This is a genomic window from Aeromonas sp. ASNIH5 (assembly GCF_002902865.1).
Taxonomy (GTDB): Bacteria; Pseudomonadota; Gammaproteobacteria; order Enterobacterales; family Aeromonadaceae; genus Aeromonas; species Aeromonas caviae.
Window position 1 is genome coordinate 1,495,090 of sequence record NZ_CP026122.1, and the last position, 19,047, is coordinate 1,514,136.

Sequence of the window (19,047 nt, forward strand, 5' to 3'; positions counted from 1 at the left end):
CCGGGCAGCTGGCCGATGGGGACATGGATAAAACACACGAGGTAATGGAATGATCTTGATGGAATTTTTGGTGGTACTCGGCTGCTTGCTACTGGGTACCCGCTTCGGGGGCATGGGGCTGGGTCTTATCAGCGGCATTGGTCTGTTCCTGCTGACCTTCGTCTTCGGCCTGGTGCCGGGCGAGCCGCCGGTGCAAGTGATGCTGACCATACTGGCGGTCATTGGCTGCGCCGCCACCCTGCAGACCGCCGGCGGTCTCAACCTGATGATGCAGGTGGCCGAGCGTCTGCTGCGCCGTCACCCCCAGTACATCACCCTGCTGGCGCCGCTCACTACCTGGACCCTCACCTTCCTGTGCGGCACCGGCCACGTGGTCTACACCATGTTCCCCATCATCGCCGACATCGCGCTGCAGAAGAACATCCGCCCGGAGCGCCCCATGGCAGTGGCGTCCGTTGCCTCCCAGATGGCCATCTGCGCCTCGCCGGTCTCGGTGGCCGTGGTCTCCATGGTCTCCATCCTGGCGGCGGCTCACGGCGTGGGTCAGGCCTACGGTCTGCTCGACATCCTGATGGTCGCCATCCCCTCCTCTCTCATGGGTGTCATGATGGCGGCCCTGTGGAGCCTGCGCCGCGGCAAGGATCTGGACAAGGACGAGGAGTTCCAGGCCAAGATCAAGGACCCTGCCCAGCGGGACTTCATCTACGGCGGTGGTGAAACCCTGCTCAACACCAAGTTCCCGAAAGAGGCCTACTGGTCCACCTGGATCTTCTTCGCCGCCATCGCTGCCGTGGTGCTGCTGGGGGCCGATGAGGCGCTGCGCCCCGTCTTCACCATCAAGGAGAAGACGGGCCCCCTCTCCATGAACCTGGTGATCCAGATGATGATGCTGATCGCCGGCGCCATCATCCTGATGCGCTGCAAGGTCAAGCCGGGGGAGATTGCCAACGGCGCCGTCTTCAAGGCGGGCATGGTCGCCATCTTCTCCGTGTTCGGGGTCGCCTGGATGAGCGAAACCTTCTTCCAGGCCCACATGCCGCTGCTCAAGGAGACCCTGGCCCACGTGGTACAGGCCCAGCCCTGGACCTACGCCCTGGTGCTCTTCCTCATCTCCAAGCTGGTGAACAGCCAGGCCGCGGCGCTCACCGCCATCGCCCCCATGGGGCTGGCGCTGGGGGTCGAACCCAAGCTGCTCATCGCCTTCCTGCCGGCGAGCTACGGCTACTTCGTGCTGCCGACCTACCCGAGCGATCTCGCCTGCATCGGCTTCGACCGCTCCGGCACCACCCGCATCGGCAAGTTCATCATCAACCACAGCTTCATCATTCCGGGCCTCATCGGGGTGGTGACCTCCTGTACCCTGGGCTTCATCCTGACCAGCATCCTGCTGTAACAGGCATCCAGTGCGAGCGGCTCCCCCGTGGGAGCCGCTTTTTTATCCCCGCATCCCCGGCCCGCGCTTTGCCATCGCCCTCCACTCTGGGTAGCATGACCCCTCTTTTCTTTGCGGAAATCCCCCATGTCTCGCGTCATCCTGCTCTGGAGCGGCGGCAAAGATGCCATGCAGGCCCTCTGCCACGCCCGGGAAGCGGGCCATCAGGTGGTGGCCCTGATCACCTTTGCCCCGCCAGCGCCCCGCTTTCTCGCCCATCCCCTGTCACAGGTTCGCCGTCAGGCGGCGGCCCTCGCACTGCCCCATCGGCTGGTCACCATCGAGGCGCCCTTCGATCTCGGTTACGAGCGGGCGCTGGCGGCATTGAAAGAGGAGTGGCAACTCGATGGGGTCGTCACCGGCGACATCGACAGCGTGGGGGGCGCGCCGAACTGGATCCGCGAGCGCTGTCGCCCCCTGGGGCTCACCGTTCACACCCCGCTCTGGCAACAACCCCGCGAGGCGTTGCTGGCGGACATGCTGGCCCGCGGCATCGTCGCCCACTTCTCCTGCGTCGATACCCGGGTACTGGCCCCCGAGTGGGTGGGGCGCAGGCTCGATGCTGGCACCCTCAGCGATCTACAGCAACTGGCGGATCGGGATGGCTTCGATGCCTGCGGCGAGCAGGGGGAGTACCACACCATGGTGACCGACGGCCCCGGGTTTGCGGCGCCGCTGACGCTCGGCCACTGGCAGGTGGCGCGCCAGGAGCACCTCGCCTATCTGCTGGAGGACGAGGAATGACGTCTCACGAGGGCGACACATAAAAAACGGGAGGCGCTGGCCTCCCGTTTTGCTTGTCCTTAACGTTGACCTATTTGGCCAGCTTGCCCAGCACCCGCTTAAGCAGGCGGATGCGCGGCTCGATGCTCTCCAGCAGCAGGAACTCCCCCTCCGAGTGGAAGCCGCCCCCCATGGGGCCGAAGCCATCGAGGGACGGCACGCCTGCGGCCGCGGTGAAGTTGGCATCGGAGCCGCCACCGGCCTCCAGCCAGGTGAAGGGGACTCCCTCCTCCCTGCCTGCCGCCTCCACCAGTGCCATCAGGGCCTCGGTGTCGCCGCTCGGGCGCATCGCGGGCTTGAAGCTCTGGCGCGCCACCTCGACCCGGCAACCGGCGAGGAAGGGGTTGTTGGCCATGAAGGTGAGCCGGTCGTGCACCGCCTGCGCCTCTTCGTTGCGCCAGAAGCGCAAATCCACGATCGCCTCGGCAAAGTCGGGCACCACGTTGACGCCGGTGCCCCCCTGCACCACCCCCACGTTCATGGTGGTGCCGGTCTCCATGTTGACCTGCTCGTTGATGGCGAGCACCCAGTGGGCCAGCTCCGTGATGGCGGAGATCCCTTGTGCCAGGGCCGAGCCCGCATGGGAGGCCTTGCCGTGGAAGGTGATGCGGTACTTGGCATTGCCCTTGCGGGCGCTGATGAGATCCCCGCTCGGGCGCGCCGCCTCGGCCACCAGCACGCAGCCGCTCTGTCTAGCCTTCTCCACCAGCCAATCTTTGGACCAGGGAGAGCCTATCTCCTCGTCGCAGTTGCAGCAGACCAGCACCCTGAGCCTGGCCAGCACGGCTGGGTCCAGCTCTTTCAAGGCATACCAGGTGGAGAGCAGGCCGCTCTTCATGTCCGAGACGCCGGGGCCAAACGCCTGATTGTCTTCGATTTTCAGCGGGCGCTTGGCCGCCGTCCCCTCGTGGAAGACGGTGTCCATGTGGCCCACCAGCATGACATCGTAGTGCTCCGCCCCCGGGGCATTGGTTGCCTCGAGGCAAGGCCCGCACTCGGCGGCGAACTGGTGGCGGGTCACCTGCCAGCCGATGGCTTCATATTTCTCGGTCATGATGTCGGCTACCCGGGCCACCCCGGCCGGGGTGCGGGTGCCGCAGTCGAGGTTGATGAGCGGGGCCAGCTCCGCCAGATAGGTATCGAGTGAAAACGGGCGCTTGAGATCGTTCATTGTCTTCTCTATGGAACAATCTGCGTAAAACACAGACTGTTTTTGCAACGATAAGAGTGGGCGGGCACTCGGCGCCGCCTCGTCAACGGCGGTCGGCCAGCGTGGATCAACTGGCCGCCACCTCTACACCAGAGCCTTTACATGAACAGCAGATAGTTGAGGAGCAGCGCCGTCACCAGGGCCCCCGCCATGGGCACGCTGGTGCGCTTGACCACCACGAAGGGAGAGACCTTGGCGATGCCCGCACAGGCGATGAGCACCGCCGCGATGGGGGAGACGGTGCGACCGATGCTGGAGGCGAGCTGCATCGGCAGCAGCATGGTCACCGCCGGCACGCCAAACTTGGCCGCCACGGCGGGGGCCAGGGAGGAGAAACTGAGGAAGGCCGCGTTGCCCGAGCCCATGATGACCGCCGCCACCATGATGAGCCCCACCATCACCAGGGTCATCAGGCCGCTGCCGATGCCGGCATTGCTGGCCGAATGGAGCAGGGTGTCGATGGCGCCGATGGCCTTGAGGGATTCGGCGAAGAGCTCGGCACAGACGATCAGCGCCACCACGGGGCCGAACACCTTGCCCATGCCGTCGAGGAAGCTCGACAGCCCCGCGAAGGCGGTGCGCACCGAGCGGGTGCGCAGCAGCTCGCACAGCATGCCGATAAAGACCGACAGCAGCATGGCCACCTCCACGCTGACGCTGATGCTGGTCACCAGCAGCTTGGAGAAGGTCATCATCAGCACGAAGGGGATGATGGGCAGCAGGCCGTACCAGGTTGGCGCGGCCACCTCGTCTGCCCCTTTTTCGTCAAGCTCCGCGTGTTCGCCGCGATGCAGGGCCGGATCCCAACCCTCCTGGCGGTCACAGTGCCGCTGCCAGAAGAAGTGCAGCACCATGGTCACCAGCAACATGGGGGCCACCAGCCAGATCTGGTAGTCGACGAAGTAGCTAGTGGGATCCATGCCGGACTGACCGGCGGAGAAGATGGCGTTGGTCTGGGTCGGGCCGATTTCGAACGCCTGGGAGGTGGCGATGACGCCGCAGGCGGAAGTCGGGCTGATGCCGAGGTTGCGCATCACAGGATACATGGTGACCATCAACAACAGGCCGAGGCCGGTGGCGGAGGTGACGAACAGGGAGACGAAGACCGCAACCAGATAGCAGATGGCCAGCATCAGGTAGCTGGACTGGATGCCCGCCACCGGTTTGACCGCCACCCGCACCAGGGCCTGGGAGGCGCCGATATGGGACATGTAGGTGGCAAAGCCCGCCACCGCCATGATGGTGAGGCCAAGGCCCGCCGCACGGTAGGAGAAGATCCCCTTGAACACCTCGAACAGGTCGAACAGGGCGAAGCCGGTGCTCTTGTCGGCGGGCAGAATGGGGTGCAATCCCAGCCAGTAGGCGACGGTGAAGAGGGCCATGCCCGCCAGCGCCAGCACCGCCTGCGGGTTGTAATCCTTGATGATGCCGTAGACCACGGCGATCAGCACGAGCAAGACGAAGACGAGTTCCAAGGTGCACTCCTGACAAGATTATCGAGAAGCGCAATCTAGTGGTGGATCTCCCCTTTCCTCTTGAACACCATCAATAAAGATGGAAAAAGCAAACGGTTGTAGATTTTTATTCCGAAAATAAAATTAAAAACGACATTTAACATCAAGGAACTGGATCTAGAATGCTCCCCAGGGTATCCCTGACCGACAACCGCCACTTTGTTTGCGTTGGATCAACATCCCGCCGGGGTGAACTGGCCAAGATGCCCGTCGACACAGAGCGACCATTTCGCACCGGAGAGAGTTATGACAAACCAAGCCACCGCAGGCACCCCGACCTGCGACTGCAAGCTGTGGGACATCCTCGTCGAGTCTGCAAAGGAACGCACCACCATTCGTTACTCCAAACTGGCCAGGCAGGCCGGGCTGGAGCAGTGCCAGGATGAACTGCGCACCCTGCTGCAACGCATCCGCATGTATTGCACCGAAAATCACCTGCCCATTCTCTCCGCCATCGTGATGGATGACGTGGGCAAGTACGCCGGCCTCTCCTCCAGCCTGCCGGATGCCCCCTGGGAGCGGGCACGGGTCTTCGATCATGAGTGGACCACCCTGCACTGAGTGCCGCCCCCTGAATCCGGAACGCGCCCAGACCAGCAGGCGCGTTCTGGTTTTTGGCCCCCGCCGTCCCTTCCCCGGCCCCAGCGGCCCATCCGGCCAGGTGTGCTTCCCTGTGAGGCGCCCTGCCCCCTGTCGTCCTATCCGGCCAGGTGTGCAGCATAAGGGCCTCCCCCCCCCCGGTCTCCCCCTTTGATACCGCAGCCTACCCCGTCACAGACCAGCGTGTTCTGGCGCGCGGCCCCCTCCCTTCTCCACTCGGCCTGACTGGTAAAACCAGCCCATCCGGCCATGAGCGTTGCCATGGGGGGGCCACAATGCCAGAATCGGGACCTTGCACGATTTCAGGGCCGCCGGCCCGCAGACAAAGGATCCCCCATGGCCACCACCCTCTATGGCATCAAGAACTGCGAGCTGTTTTTGTTGTAAGAGCCGCATTAATAGAAGGAAATTTACTCATTACAATCAGTTTTCACTTACAGTCAATATTACGGCCATTCAATTGAAAAGAACAAATCAATCATTCTCATTTATATATCTCAGCTCGACTTCATTTAGAAGGAATGTCATGAATGCAATCCCGAAATGCCCGGTTAGCTGCATTTTAAATAATGATGTCTCAAGGGAGGCTTGGGGGGTGGAGCAGTGAGGAATAATGTTTTCAGCTAGTCTATTAATCGAAGATGATGGTGAGTCAAGATTTATCTGTCCTAGTTGATTTTTTGTCTCCTCTTGATAGACTTCCTCAATTAATTCGTGCATATATAAGCGAAACACATTGCTGAAGGATTCTATTGCCATCGATTGCTGCTCAACATTTAATGATGGCCCCAGACTAACTAAAACACCTTTTTTCAAACCTTCAAGCATAGATACTAAAGCTCGATCATCTACATGCAAGACCTCACAACAGTAGACATAAAATGAACTGTATGAATAAATCAGTAAGTGAGATCTTGCTGAAGGTTGCGATAGAATATGTTTATGTATGGTAGGTGTGAGCGTCTCCAAACCAAATATAAAGTTATCAACATAATCAATTATTACTCCAACCATTGAATATCCAGTCTCCGAAGCTGATGATTTAGCTCCATCGCGAATAACAAAGCCCATATATTTTTCCTCGATTGATTTACCATCTTCTTTTTAACAGCAGAGCTATCTCCGCTGAGTCTAGATCCCACCACCACAAGTAATACAACGATAAAAACTATAACAGCCATTGCCTCAATGTAGCACCTCTCTAAAAGTGAGGTTTCCCCCACCAAATAATAGAAATATTGTTATGTATGCACGATCCGATGGACACTCGAAATGCTGATGCCCAACCGCTTTGCCACTGATGCCTTAGCGATTCCTTGCGATAGCAGATGTAGTACTTCCTCCCGCTTTTCCATCGCTGTCGGCTTGCGGCCCTTGTAGACCCCTTTGGCCTTCGCCAAGGCGATCCCTTCCGCCTGACGCTCCAGCATGATTTCCCGCTCGAACGTGGCGATGGCTCCGATCATGGTCAGCATCAGTTTTCCGGTTGGTGTCGCCGTGTCGATGCCCAGATTCTGGATCTGCAATGTTACCCCTTTGGCGTGTAGCTGGTCTGTGATCTCCAGCAAGTGCCGGGTGTTCCGAGCCAGACGATCCAGCTTGGTCACTTTTAGCACGTCTCCAGAGCGGACGAATTCGAGCATTGCCTGTAGTTGCGGCCTATCCGTCTTGCTACCGCTGACCTTCTCGTTAAAGACTTTTTCGCACCCCGCCAGAGCTGTCAGTTGCTGCTCCAGCGATTGCCCCGTGGTCGAGACACGGGCATACCCGATAATTGCCATGATGGCCTCCCAATAGGCTCAAGACCCTGCAAGAAAAACGTGTCAAAACTCGAAAACCAACCCGTGCGACAGGGGTTGCCGAGGGGCTTCCGGTCTGTCACACGGGCATGGTCTATTGAGCGTCCGGCTCCTTCGGCGGAGGCGGCGGTGTCTGCATCGAGTTGACGGCTTCCTTAATGAGGACGCCCAAGGCTGCCAGCAGTGCCGCCTCCAACGCTTTCAGTAACGGGTTTCCTTGCTGCTCATTCATACGCCTGCTCCTTGCTGGATGGCTCCCGACAAGGGGCCAGATGTGATGTATTCCATGGGGTTCTCCTATGGTGCTGATCTCTATCTGGCTTATACCGGCGTTTGGTCTGAATGTTGCCTGCTCGTTTTCCTTGTGCTGGTGGGGTTCGGGATTGTTTTTTCAGGGCCGCCAACGGAGCGGGATCGTTGCTATCTTCTTGATTTGTCTCCCTCGGGTGGCTGGTAAGCTCCCCCCTCGGTGCAATAAATAGATAAGAGTCTGAGTAACTAAACGGGTATATATATCGGGCTGGAACAGCTGGAACACCAGACACATGCCGCCGAAAAGCCCATGAACACGCTGCTGGATGTGTCGATGAGACTCAAATCGACCAGACACATCACCCCGAAATGTGTCGATTGGCAGTCACTCGCGGCGGGGTCAGACGGTAATACGACAACTTGTCGCTATGCCCATCTATCAATCGCCAATCGAGCCGAGCAGCAATCTTCTTCAAATCGCGTTTGGGCTGAGAGGCGTAACGCAGATATCCGGTAGGATCGCAGGTATAAGCACTCTGTGCAGACTTCAACGTGATATAGATATGCCCCTCCTCCTGTCGCCATTTCATCACTTCCAGCAGCCCTTGCAGGTACTCCTCCACGCTTAGGATGCGTCCCTGAGTCCGGCAAATGGTAGCCCACAGCTCTTGCTCCTCATGGCGAATCCTGAGCGGTCTGATGCCCGTCTGCTGCTCGATGTAGGCATCACGCTGCTGGTCTGCTTGGCTGTTCGCTGGCTCCAGATGATAGGCTTCGTCAAACTCCAGCAAGTACGCCTCCTGCCGGATCGGTTTGTCAAAATACTTTCCGTCTGGGTCGAACCACTGCAAATCGACTCGGAAATCTATTCGGTAAGGGCCGCAAGAGAACTGCGGGATCACCTCAATTCGCAAACCCGGCTGCTGTTCTTCAAAATAAGCAAGCAGCGAAACTAGGTACTCTGTGTAAAATGCTGCCTCATAGCGGCTCTGACCTTCCTCTCGTGGTAATGATTGTCCGGTCAACCGCTCGATCTCCGCTATCAACGCTGCGTTCAGGTGAGAGCTGGGGCCATAGGTCAACACAGCCAAGGCTTGCAAGGGAGTCCACGTCCCCAATCCATTATCCGGTTCGGGAACCTCCGGCAGGTCGAGCCCCTGCACCTGCCGGATGTTGTTGATAGCCCGCCTGACGTACTGACTGAATCGTCGAGAGCTTCGCTGACTGAATCCAGGAATCTGCGATAGCAATACTATTGGGTCGATGGTTCCCTGTGAAGGGTGTCCGATAAAAATACCTGTCACGTCCAACGTAACTCCCTGCGGCACCTTTACTTCGACTCTTCTGAGCTCAAGTCCTCGAAATCATCGTCAAATTCTGAGTCAGACTCCTTCTGGAAAGACTCGTACTCATCGATCTCGTCCTTCACCCAGTTGGCGTCAATGTAGGGAGCTTCGGCGATTGTCTTTATCAGAGTCATGCCATCTCGGTCACGAACGGTACTGCCAACGAGCTTGGGTTCAAACGCCTGCTCAAGCATGAACTCACCATCAATGTCTTTGAAAACTGCGGCAAGGTCATAGCCGTCATAGCTGAATTGGATCTCTCTCAGTACAGCTTTTAACTGGCCGTTAAATCTCTGGCGTTGATCGGTGCTGTCCAAGTCCTCCGAACTAAGGTTCTGGGAGAGTGTTTTCTCGGACAACTCACGGCTCATCAACTCATTTTCCAGCTGGCTGATTTGCTCTTCCAAGGCTTGGCAGTTGGCTTTGCACTGTATGAATAATTCTCGGAAATCTGCATCATTGTCGTTATCCAGCATGGATTGAGCTGCTTTTTTTCTCCTCTTGACTTCCAATTCGAGCTCTCTTCGCAGTGTCGCCAGCTCATCCTTGAGAGCCATCATCTTCTCAGTCGTAGTCTTTCGTTGCTCCATAACCACAGTTAGCAGGCTGACAGCCTGTAATAGCTGTGGTTCAACCTTGCTATAGAGCAGATGCGGCATTGAGCAGCCATGTGTATTGTGCTTGGGGCACATAAGATAATATCGTGGGCTTCCCGCTCGGCCCTTGTTGCCATAACGTAGGGATTCACCGCACTGACAGCGAAGCACCCCGCTAAAAAGGTTGCTATAGGTGCCTTTGCGATAGGAACCACTATGTTTGCTTCGCTTGCCGATTAGGTGCTGCACTTCTTCAAACACGGCAGGGGATACAATCGTTGGGTAATACCCCAAAATTGGCTCACCATCAGGCACCCGCTCACCATTTTCGATGACATGCGGCTGAAATTCGCCGATCACAGCTCGACTCTTAATGACGGCCTGAATCCCTGCCGGACGCCAATCAGCCTCTTTGCCAAACGTCTTGTAGCCCTTCTCCAAAAAAACCTTAGCTATCTGCTCGTAACCGCAGCCTGATTGCGCCATCTCAAACATCTCGCTCACAATAGCGGTTCGCTCAGGAATCGGAACTATTCTTTCCCCTTCCCTCGTTAACCATGAAGGCAAGCGGGCGTTCTTCATCACCTTCTTACTCTCTCTCGCAGCCTTACGCCCATTTGACCATGCTGCACGACTCCGAAGGCTCTTCATCTCAGACTCATCATTTGCTCGGGCCATGTATACGATCGAGATAATCAGTTTTGCGAAATCAAAGTTTTTACCATCATCGGTCACGCGAAAAATCTCGCCATCGGAGAGTGTGACGATCACGATCCCCGCATTGAGGATTTCAATGAACTGGGACAATGCTTTCAGAATCGTCTGTCGGCTCAAGCGATCCATAGACTCCACTAGCAAGTAAGAACCTTTCTCAATTGCCCCTCCCTTCACCGCCTCAATGAAACGCCCTAACGCCCCATCGATCCTGTTGCTGCCACGGAATGCACTCACACCGAAATCTTCAATCGCCTTCTCATCGAGTTGAAGGTTGTGCTCGGTACAATAATCGATGGCCTGCTGGATCTGGCGACGGTAGCTATCCCCTTGGGCCTGCTTGGTGGTGCTGAAACGAATGTAAGAGTAAGCCTTCGGTGGACGGCTCATAACGACTCCTTGGCAATTGGCTCAAGCCGAAGACGGATGAGCGGGATGGGTAACTAAGATGAGGTGAGACTATCAGCAATGCGGCTCTTTACACAATACTGATCAAAGGTTATTTTTGCCGAAAGTGGCAAGTTCCATAAAACCAGCTACCAGCAGCATGTCAGTCCAAGTCGCTTGCGTTTCCCTGTATGGTGATCGCCTGTATGCTACTGCCCATCGAACGGAACCACGGTGAACCCCATGGAAAACAAGACCGAATGCAAAGTTGTGCTCTACGGCATTTCCCCTAAAAACTGCGACACCATCAAGAAGGCCCGCAAGTGGCTGGAAGAGGCGGGTATCGATTACCGCTTTCATGATCACCGCGCCGACGGTCTGAGCCCGGAGCAGCTCGATCTCTGGCTCGCCAAGCTGGGCTGGGAAGCCCTGCTCAACACCCGTGGCACCACCTTCCGCGCCCTGCCAGAAGCAGAAAAACAGGGGCTCGACACCGCCAAGGCCCGTGACCTGCTGCTGGCCCACCCGGCCATGATCAAGCGCCCGCTGCTGGACCAGGACGGCACCCTGACCCTGGGCTTCAAGGCAGACCTCTATCAATCCCTCTTCTCCCGTTAACTTTTTCTGTTAAGGAACACCGATGTCGGACGTCATCACACTGGCCAAGGATTTGATCAGCCGCCCCTCCGTGACCCCCCTGGATGAAGGGTGCCAGACCCTGATGGCGGAGCGCCTCGCGCGCCTGGGGTTCGTCATCGAACCCATGGTCTTTGAGGACACCACCAACCTCTGGGCACGCCGTGGCAGCGAGGGTCCCCTCTTCTGCTTCGCCGGCCACACCGACGTGGTACCCGCCGGCCCCCTGGAGAAGTGGGACACCCCGCCATTCGAGCCGACCATCAAGGACGGCATGCTCCATGGCCGGGGCGCCGCCGACATGAAGGGGTCCCTGGCCGCCATGGTGGTGGCGACCGAGCGCTTTGTGGCCGAGCACCCGGACCATGCGGGCTCCATCGCGTTTCTCATCACCTCGGATGAAGAGGGGCCCTTCATCAACGGCACGGTACGCGTCATCGACACCCTGGAGGCACGCAACGAGAAGATCCGCTGGTGCATCGTCGGCGAGCCCTCTTCCACCAAGGACGTCGGTGACGTGGTGAAGAACGGCCGTCGCGGCTCCATCACCGGCGATCTGCTGGTGCGCGGGGTGCAGGGCCACGTCGCCTACCCCCATCTGGCGGACAACCCTATCCACAAGGCGGCACCGGCGCTGGCGGAGCTCGCCGCCATCGAGTGGGACAAGGGCAACGCCTACTTCCCCCCCACCAGCTTCCAGATCGCCAACATCCAGGGCGGCACCGGCGCCTCCAACGTCATTCCGGGGGAGTTGCAGGTCCAGTTCAACTTCCGCTTCAGCACCGAGCTCACCGATGCGGCTATCCGCGAGCGGGTCGAGGCGCTGCTGACCCGTCACGGCCTGGACTTCGAGCTGAAGTGGACCCTCTCCGGCCAGCCCTTCCTGACGGACACCGGCGCCCTGCTGGAAGCCACCGTCGCCGCCGTGGCGGCAGTGAACGGCCAGCAGCCGGCCCTGCTCACCACGGGGGGCACGTCCGATGGGCGTTTCATCGCTCCCACCGGGGCGGAAGTCATCGAGCTCGGCCCGGTCAACGCCACCATCCACAAGGTGAACGAGTGTGTGAAGGCGGACGACCTGGACCTGCTGGCGGACATGTACCAAGGGGTGCTGGCACGACTGCTGGCATGAGCGGCGCTCCGGACAAGAGAGACCAGACCATGAATCAGGATCAACTGCTTGGGCTGGATGAGAGCCACCTCATCCTGGTGGGGCGCGGCCCCCATCGTCTGACCGCCGCCACCGCGGCGGCCTTCAACGACATGCAGGTGGCTGCCGCCCATGCCGGTTTCAACCTGCAGGCGGCCTCCAGCTGGCGCGGCTTCGAGCGCCAGCTCGCCATCTGGAACGGCAAATGGCGCGGGGAGCGCCCTCTGCTGGATGCGCACAACCAACCCCTCGATGCCCTGCAACTGGGCGAGACCGAGCGACTGCACGCCATCCTGCACTGGAGCGCCCTGCCCGGCACCAGCCGCCATCACTGGGGCACGGATCTCGACATCTACGATCCAGACTGCCTCCCCGCCGGCACCCGGCTCGCGCTGGAACCCTGGGAGTACGAGGCGGGCGGCTGGTTTGCCGATTTGCGCGAATGGCTGGACGATCACATGAACGACTTCGGCTTCTTCCTGCCCTATGCAAAAGGGGAGCAACCGGATCAGGGGGTGGCCTACGAGCCCTGGCACCTGAGCTTCGCACCCGAATCCGACGGGCTGGCCCTGGATCCGGCGGCGCTGGCGCTTTGTCTGGAAGGGGCGGATATTGAAGGCAAGGAGTGCATCCTGGCCCATCTCGACGAGATCCTGGCCCGCTATGTCACCCCGGCACACCACGAAAGGAGATTCTGATGAGCTTGTGGTTATGGATAGGCTTGCCGCTGCTGTTTCTGCTCGGCCTGTTTCTCAACGCCATCAAGGACATGAAGCAGCTCGAGAAACAGCTGCCCAAGTACAAGGACAAGATCCGGGAGGTCAAGGACGACGAGGACGACTGACCTACTCGCAGGAGCCCGTCGGCGCTCCTGCCCCCTTCTCGTCCACGGCATTTTTTCGCCCTCTGCCGCCCCCCTCTGCCTGCACTGAAAGCCCCATCCATTGCCCCCTTTCCCTACGCTTTCCCGCGCGGGCACGCCACCCTCGCCCTGCTTGAAAACTGCGCAACAAACGTAAAAAACTGCAAAACAATGCACAATTAAGCCACACAAAGGGGGTCAATCTGCATATAATGTGCCTGTTTTGCAGCCCGCCATAAGGAGTTCGCCATTGGATGCCACCACCGTCAACAGTTTCTTCTTCATCGGTGCCCTGTTGGTGGGCGCCAGTGTCCTGTTGAGCGCACTCTCCTCCAGAGTCGGCATCCCCATTCTGGTCATCTTCCTCGCCGTCGGCATGCTGGCGGGTGAGGATGGTCCCGGCGGCATCCACTTCGCCGACTACTCGGTCGCCTACCTGGTGGGCAACCTGGCACTGGCCATCATTCTGCTGGACGGCGGCATGCGCACCCGGGTCTCCTCCTTTCGGGTCGCGCTCTGGCCCGCGCTCTCGCTGGCCACGGTCGGGGTGGCCATCACCACCGGCCTCACGGGCCTCGCCGCCGCCTGGCTGTTCGACCTCAACCTGATGCAGGGGATGCTCATCGGTGCCATCGTCGGCTCCACCGATGCGGCGGCGGTCTTCTCCCTGCTCGGCGGGCGCAGCCTCAACGAGCGGGTCAGCGCCACCCTGGAGATAGAATCGGGCAGCAACGATCCCATGGCGGTCTTTCTCACCGTCACCCTGATCGAGGTGCTGGCCACCGCCCAGCAGGGGCTGGATGCCGGCTTCCTGCTGCTGCAACTCGTCAAGCAGTTTGGTCTGGGCGCTGGCATCGGCCTTGCGGGGGGCTGGCTGCTGTGGAAACTCATCAACAGTGCCAAGCTCGCCCCCGGTCTCTATCCCCTGCTCACCGTGAGCGGCGGCCTGCTCATCTTCGCCCTCACCACGGCGGTGGGGGGCAGCGGCATCCTCGCCATCTACCTCACCGGCCTGCTGCTTGGCAACCTCTCCCTGCGCAGCCGCAGCACCACCCTCTCCGTGCTGGACGGCCTGACCTGGCTCAGCCAGATCGGCATGTTCCTGGTGCTGGGGCTGCTCGCCTCGCCCCACAAGCTGCTGCCCATCGCCCTGCCGGCGCTGGCCCTGGCCATGTGGATGATCCTGTTTGCCCGTCCGGTGTCGGTCTGGATTGGACTGCTGCCGTTCAAGAACTTCGCGCCGCGCGAGCGCTGGTTCATCTCCTGGGTGGGGCTGCGCGGCGCCGTGCCCATCATCCTGGCGGTCTTCCCCATGATGGCGGGGCTGCCCAATGCCCAGCTCTACTTCAATGTCGCCTTCTTCGTGGTGCTGGTCTCGCTGATCCTGCAGGGCAGCTCGCTGCCGCTGGCATCAAAGCTGGCGCGAGTGGAGGTGCCCGCACCGCCCTCTCCCATCAACCGCTCTGGGCTGGAAATCGATCTCGACAGCCAGTGGGAGACCTTCGTCTATCGCCTGAGCGCCGAGAAGTGGTGCATCGGCTCCCCCTTGCGAGAGCTGCGCATGCCCCAGGGCACCCGCATCTGCGCCCTGTTCCGCGGCCAGGAGCTGCTCCACCCCTCAGGCAGTACCTGCCTGCAATCCGATGACATCCTCTGCGTCATCGGCCACGAGCACGACCTGCCCGCCCTCGGTCAGCTCTTCAGCCAGGCGCCGGAGCAGGATCTGGGCCCGCGCTTCTTCGGTGACTTCCTGCTGGAGGCCAACGCCAGGCTGGTGGATCTCGCCCCGCTCTACGGGCTGGATGTGAGCGAGGTGGCGGATCAGAGCCTCGGCGATTTTATTGCCCATCAGTTGGGCGATAATCTGGTGGTCGGTGACCATGTCGCTTGGCAGGGACTGCTCTGGACGGTGGCGGAAATGGAAGAGGGTGAACCCCGCAAGATAGGGGTACGCTTCCTGGAAGAAGACCCCGTCTAGGCGCCGGCCATCGTAGCCCGCATTTGTGTGAGAAGGGAGTGAACCATGCCTTATCAAACCCTGTTGTCCGGTCTGTATCCTCCCTCGCCCAAGCTGGGCCTCATCGAGGGTTTCTTTGGCAAGGGCTGGAGCTGGGAAGCCCGTGCCCGCTACGCCCAGTGGCTGCCCCGCCACGGCTATGGCTTCTACCTCTACGCCCCCAAGGAAGACGGCTACCTGCGCAAGCACTGGGCCACACCCTGGCCCGCCGACCAGCTTGAAGCCCTGTGCCAGCTCGCCCGCCAGTGCCGGGAGAACGCTCTGGCCTTCGGGGTGGGCCTGAGCCCCATGGGGGCCCATCACGACTATGCCCGCCAGCGACCCGCCCTGCTGGAGAAGGTGAGGCTCATCGAGGAGGCGCTCAAGCCCGATATCCTGGCGATCCTGTTTGACGACATGAAGGGGGACACCCCGGATCTCGCCCACTGGCAGCTCACCATCGCCCACGACATCGCGGCCCACACCGACGCAGGCCGCCTGCTGTTCTGCCCCAGCTACTACAGCACGGATCCGGTGCTGGAGAAGGTGTTCGGTGCCATGCCCCCCCACTATCTGCAGGATCTGGGTCAGGGGCTCGACAGGCGCATCGATGTCTTCTGGACCGGCCCCAAAGTCTGCTCCACCGAGTATCCGGCTGCCCACCTCAAACAGGCCGCCGACTGGCTCCATCGCAAGCCCTTCCTGTGGGACAACTATCCGGTCAACGACGGCAGCAAGGCGAGCAGCTTCCTGCACCTGCGCGCCTTCGAAAACCGTCCGGCAGAGCTGGCGGATCTCGTGAGCGGCCATGCGGTCAATCCCATGAAGCAGGCGGCCCTCTCGGCCCTGCCGCTCGCCACCCTGCCCATGAGCTACAAGCTCGGCAAGCAGTACGATCCTGACAAGGCGCTGCACGCCTCCCTCAACGCCACCTGCGGGCCGCAGATCTCCGCCATGATCCAGGCAGACCTGCCGCTCTTCCAGGACATCGGTCTGGCCCAGCTCACCCCCGAGCAGGTCATCCATCTCAAGAGCCGCTACCTGCCGTTCCAGGATCAGGCCTGCGTGAACGAGATCCTGCGCTGGCTGGCCGGGGAGTACGTGTTCGATCCGGACTGCCTGACCGACTGACCTCATGAGTCCATGAAAAGTGGGTTCATAAAAAAACGGGCCCATGTAAAAGGCCACCTCCCGGGCAGGGAGGTGGCCTTTTTGCATCATCTCTCTTCAGGTGCCCCATGGCGTCACATAGGGCGGCAGATTGAGCGGGTGTTTAGCCGAAGGCCAGCCAGACCCCGACAAACAGCATGAGAGAGCCCGCGATCCGGTTCATCAGAGTGACATTGCCGCTCTTGGCGAGGAAATGGCGCAAGGTGCGGCCACCGCTGGCATAGAGCATCAGGCAGGAGAACTCGATGACCAGGATGAGCGCGACCAGGGCCCCTATCTGGGGTGCCATCGGCTTGGCCGCATTGATGAAGGGGGGCAGCAGGGAGACCATGAAGGCCCACCCCTTGGGGTTGGCGATGGCGGTCACGAAACCCTGCACGGCCAGTCCCATGGGGCTGGTCTGCTGACCCGCCGAGAGATCCGCCGGGATGGCCATCTTGCCCTTGGCCTGCCACATCTGGATGCCAAGCCAGACCAGGTAGGCGCCACCTACATATTTGAATGCGGAGAACAGGGCCGGGTAGTTGAGCATGACTGCCGCCACCCCGACCACCGACAGCACGGAGACCAGGCCGACGCCGACAAGCTCCCCCCACATCATGTGCAGGGTACGGCGCACCCCCAGACTCATGCCCAGGGTCATCGCCAGGGTCATGCACATACCGGGGGTTACTGAGACAAAAAAGAACGTGGGAATAAAGAGCGCCAAGATGGCGGGATCAATCCAGTCGGACACACTACACCTCCAGGGTAACAAGCAGACGATCTTGCCTATCACACTCTTTTAACACAAGAAAAACCTTTTCATTCAGCAAGAATTCAGCATTAAAAACCCTGTGACAAGGATTGTCGCGCCTGTGTAAGATGCCGCCTCACTCCTCTTTCGGGTTAGGATCTTTCATGTCATTGAATAATCTGTCCATTCGTCTTCAAGTGCTTATCCCTCTCCTGCTCGCCAGCCTGTTGATGCTGCTGATGGCCGTGATCAGCAAACAGGAAATCGACGGTGCCATTCAGGACATGAATGAAACCACCGCCAGCGTCACCCGCCACAAGGACGACATCGCGGCCCTGATCCACGCCACCTACCGGCTGCGCACCAACGCCATCTACGGCCTGTACGATGAGGCCCTCTTCGCCCAGTTGCCGGCCCAGCTCTCCGCCGCCGAACAGGAGATTGGCGCCATCCTGACCAGACTGGTTGTCACCGGAGCCGAGCAGGACAACCGTCAGGTCGCGGCCGCCCTGCAGGCCTACCTCGGCCATACCCGCAGCAGCATGCTGCCCCTGCTGACCGCCAAGTACCAAGGCAGTGGCGATCCCGCCGCCTATGAGCAGGCCCGCCTGCACTTTCGCGATCTGGGGGAGGCGCTCATCAAGCAGATCGATGCCATGTCCGTCCACATCAATCAGCTGACCCAGACTGAGATTGCCGAGGAGCAGGCCCACTACCGCGCGACCCTGCTGCGCACCCTGCTGCTGATGGGGGGCACCCTGATCGCGGCCCTGCTGGGTGGCTGGTGGATCTCCGGGCGCATCGTGCAGCCCATCGGCCAGTTGCAGGAGGTGATGCACGCCGTCGCCCTCGGCCGCTTCAACGTGCGTGCCAATGCCGAAGGCAACAACGAGCTGGGCCAGCTCGCCAGGGATATCAACCGGACCCTGAGCCAGCTTGCCAACACCATCCAGACCCTGACCGGCATCAGTGGCAATGTGGCCTCCGCCGCCACCGAGCTTGCCGCTGTGATGACCCAGGCAGAGGTCAACGCCCAGCAGCAGCGCGGTGAGACCGAACAGGTGGCCTCCGCCGTCACCGAGCTGGCCAGCACTGCCGACAACGTCAACCACAACGCCGCCCTGGCCGACGAGCTGGCCCGGGATGCCAACAGTCGGGTCGAGCAGGGGCTGGCCCTGTTTGCCGAAAGCATCGAGGCCAACGGCCGCATGGCGGGCAGTCTGGAGAACGCCGCGACTGTGGTGGCCAGGCTCAAGTCCCAGTCCGAGCAGATCGGCAAGGTGATCGAAGTCATTCAGAGCATTTCGGAGCAGACCAACCTGCTGGCCCTCAACGCCGCCATCGAGGCGGCCCGCGCCGGTGAAAGCGGCCGCGGCTTTGCGGTGGTGGCCGACGAAGTGCGCCTGCTGGCCGCCCGTACCCAGGACTCCACCAAGGAGATCCAGGCCATCATCGAACAGTTGCAGAGCCAGTCCCTCTCCGCCAACAGCGGCGTGCAGCAGACCCTGGAGATCCTCGGCCACAACCGGCAGCTCTCCGCCGAGGTACAGGCCTTGCTGGGGGGCATCACGGACGCGGTCAACCAGATCAACGGTGCCAACGCCCAGGTGGCTACCGCGGCAGAACAACAATCCTGCGTCACCGCCGACATCAGCCGCAACCTCACCAACATCCACGAGATCGTGAACCAGAACGCCGCCGGCATCAGCCAGAGTGCCGCCGCCAGTCACGAACTGTCACAGCTCGCCGAGCAGCAGCGCAGACAGCTCGCCCAGTTCCAGCTCTGATCCCGAGAGGGTCTCTTCGATACCGCGGGGCCCGGCGCAGGCCCCGCACTTGCCCCTCCCCCTTCACACCTCCTGTT

At 60.4% G+C, this 19,047-nt stretch carries 18 protein-coding genes; 10 read left to right on the forward strand and 8 right to left on the reverse strand.

Annotated features, from left to right (window positions below):
- The first annotated feature begins 49 nt into the window (after positions 1-49).
- Together C2U30_RS06595 and C2U30_RS06600 are read left to right on the forward strand one after the other, a co-directional pair.
- Positions 50-1,393: an anaerobic C4-dicarboxylate transporter gene (locus tag C2U30_RS06595; protein WP_041215561.1), complete on the forward strand. Its 1,344-nt coding sequence runs from the start codon at positions 50-52 to the stop codon at positions 1,391-1,393.
- A gap of 126 nt (positions 1,394-1,519) precedes the next feature.
- The gene (locus C2U30_RS06600) at positions 1,520-2,176 is read left to right on the forward strand and encodes a hypothetical protein (protein WP_103243456.1); all 657 of its coding nucleotides are present in this window, start codon (positions 1,520-1,522) and stop codon (positions 2,174-2,176) included.
- A gap of 70 nt (positions 2,177-2,246) precedes the next feature.
- Here C2U30_RS06600 and C2U30_RS06605 read toward each other — a convergent pair whose 3' ends face one another.
- Together C2U30_RS06605 and dcuC are read right to left on the reverse strand one after the other, a co-directional pair.
- Positions 2,247-3,386, reverse strand: a complete 1,140-nt coding sequence (locus C2U30_RS06605) for a M20 family metallopeptidase (protein ID WP_103243457.1) — start codon at positions 3,384-3,386, stop codon at positions 2,247-2,249.
- Between the two features lie 137 nt (positions 3,387-3,523).
- Positions 3,524-4,900: a C4-dicarboxylate transporter DcuC gene (dcuC, locus tag C2U30_RS06610; RefSeq protein ID WP_103243458.1), complete on the reverse strand. Its 1,377-nt coding sequence runs from the start codon at positions 4,898-4,900 to the stop codon at positions 3,524-3,526.
- A 285-nt stretch (positions 4,901-5,185) separates the two neighbouring features.
- Here dcuC and C2U30_RS06615 point away from each other — a divergent pair, with 285 nt between their 5' ends.
- Positions 5,186-5,500, forward strand: coding sequence for a hypothetical protein (locus tag C2U30_RS06615; RefSeq protein ID WP_010674057.1), 315 nt, complete (start codon positions 5,186-5,188; stop codon positions 5,498-5,500).
- 513 nt (positions 5,501-6,013) lie between these two features.
- Here the strand turns inward: C2U30_RS06615 and C2U30_RS22615 are convergent.
- The 5 genes from C2U30_RS22615 to C2U30_RS06630 all read right to left on the reverse strand — a co-directional run bounded on the left by C2U30_RS22615 (position 6,014) and on the right by C2U30_RS06630 (position 10,636).
- Positions 6,014-6,610, reverse strand: coding sequence for a hypothetical protein (locus C2U30_RS22615; RefSeq protein ID WP_158654837.1), 597 nt, complete (start codon positions 6,608-6,610; stop codon positions 6,014-6,016).
- 170 nt (positions 6,611-6,780) lie between these two features.
- Positions 6,781-7,320, reverse strand: a complete 540-nt coding sequence (locus C2U30_RS06620; RefSeq protein ID WP_103243459.1) for a recombinase family protein — start codon at positions 7,318-7,320, stop codon at positions 6,781-6,783.
- 112 nt (positions 7,321-7,432) lie between these two features.
- Positions 7,433-7,570: a hypothetical protein gene (locus C2U30_RS22620; RefSeq protein WP_010674054.1), complete on the reverse strand. Its 138-nt coding sequence runs from the start codon at positions 7,568-7,570 to the stop codon at positions 7,433-7,435.
- Positions 7,571-7,949: 379 nt separating this feature from the next.
- Complete coding sequence (locus C2U30_RS06625; protein WP_103243460.1) at positions 7,950-8,900, reverse strand: hypothetical protein; 951 nt, start codon at positions 8,898-8,900, stop codon at positions 7,950-7,952.
- Positions 8,901-8,920: 20 nt separating this feature from the next.
- Positions 8,921-10,636 (reverse strand): recombinase family protein, encoded by a 1,716-nt coding sequence (locus C2U30_RS06630; protein ID WP_103243461.1) that lies wholly within the window; start codon positions 10,634-10,636, stop codon positions 8,921-8,923.
- Positions 10,637-10,876: 240 nt separating this feature from the next.
- Here C2U30_RS06630 and C2U30_RS06635 point away from each other — a divergent pair, with 240 nt between their 5' ends.
- From C2U30_RS06635 to C2U30_RS06660, 6 genes are all read left to right on the forward strand, one after another.
- Complete coding sequence (locus C2U30_RS06635; RefSeq protein ID WP_053288949.1) at positions 10,877-11,251, forward strand: ArsC family reductase; 375 nt, start codon at positions 10,877-10,879, stop codon at positions 11,249-11,251.
- A gap of 22 nt (positions 11,252-11,273) precedes the next feature.
- The gene (gene dapE / locus C2U30_RS06640; protein WP_103243462.1) at positions 11,274-12,401 is read left to right on the forward strand and encodes a succinyl-diaminopimelate desuccinylase; all 1,128 of its coding nucleotides are present in this window, start codon (positions 11,274-11,276) and stop codon (positions 12,399-12,401) included.
- 29 nt (positions 12,402-12,430) lie between these two features.
- On the forward strand, positions 12,431-13,117 hold the full coding sequence (locus tag C2U30_RS06645; protein ID WP_103244661.1) for a M15 family metallopeptidase: 687 nt from the start codon (positions 12,431-12,433) through the stop codon (positions 13,115-13,117).
- Positions 13,117-13,263 carry a hypothetical protein gene (locus C2U30_RS06650; protein ID WP_010674048.1) on the forward strand — a complete coding sequence of 49 codons (147 nt, stop codon included), beginning with the start codon at positions 13,117-13,119 and terminating at the stop codon, positions 13,261-13,263. Before C2U30_RS06645 ends, C2U30_RS06650 begins: the two co-directional genes overlap by 1 nt.
- A 268-nt stretch (positions 13,264-13,531) precedes the next feature.
- Positions 13,532-15,259 (forward strand): potassium/proton antiporter, encoded by a 1,728-nt coding sequence (locus C2U30_RS06655; protein WP_010674047.1) that lies wholly within the window; start codon positions 13,532-13,534, stop codon positions 15,257-15,259.
- A gap of 45 nt (positions 15,260-15,304) precedes the next feature.
- Complete coding sequence (locus C2U30_RS06660; protein WP_103243463.1) at positions 15,305-16,408, forward strand: beta-N-acetylglucosaminidase domain-containing protein; 1,104 nt, start codon at positions 15,305-15,307, stop codon at positions 16,406-16,408.
- A gap of 142 nt (positions 16,409-16,550) precedes the next feature.
- Here C2U30_RS06660 and C2U30_RS06665 read toward each other — a convergent pair whose 3' ends face one another.
- Entirely contained in the window at positions 16,551-17,183 is a 633-nt protein-coding gene (locus tag C2U30_RS06665; protein ID WP_039039878.1) for a LysE family translocator, read from the reverse strand.
- 164 nt (positions 17,184-17,347) lie between these two features.
- Between C2U30_RS06665 and C2U30_RS06670 the strand changes: the two genes are divergently transcribed.
- A complete protein-coding gene (locus tag C2U30_RS06670; RefSeq protein WP_041215567.1) occupies positions 17,348-18,970 on the forward strand; it encodes a methyl-accepting chemotaxis protein in 1,623 nt (540 codons plus the stop codon).
- The last annotated feature ends 77 nt before the right edge of the window (positions 18,971-19,047 follow it).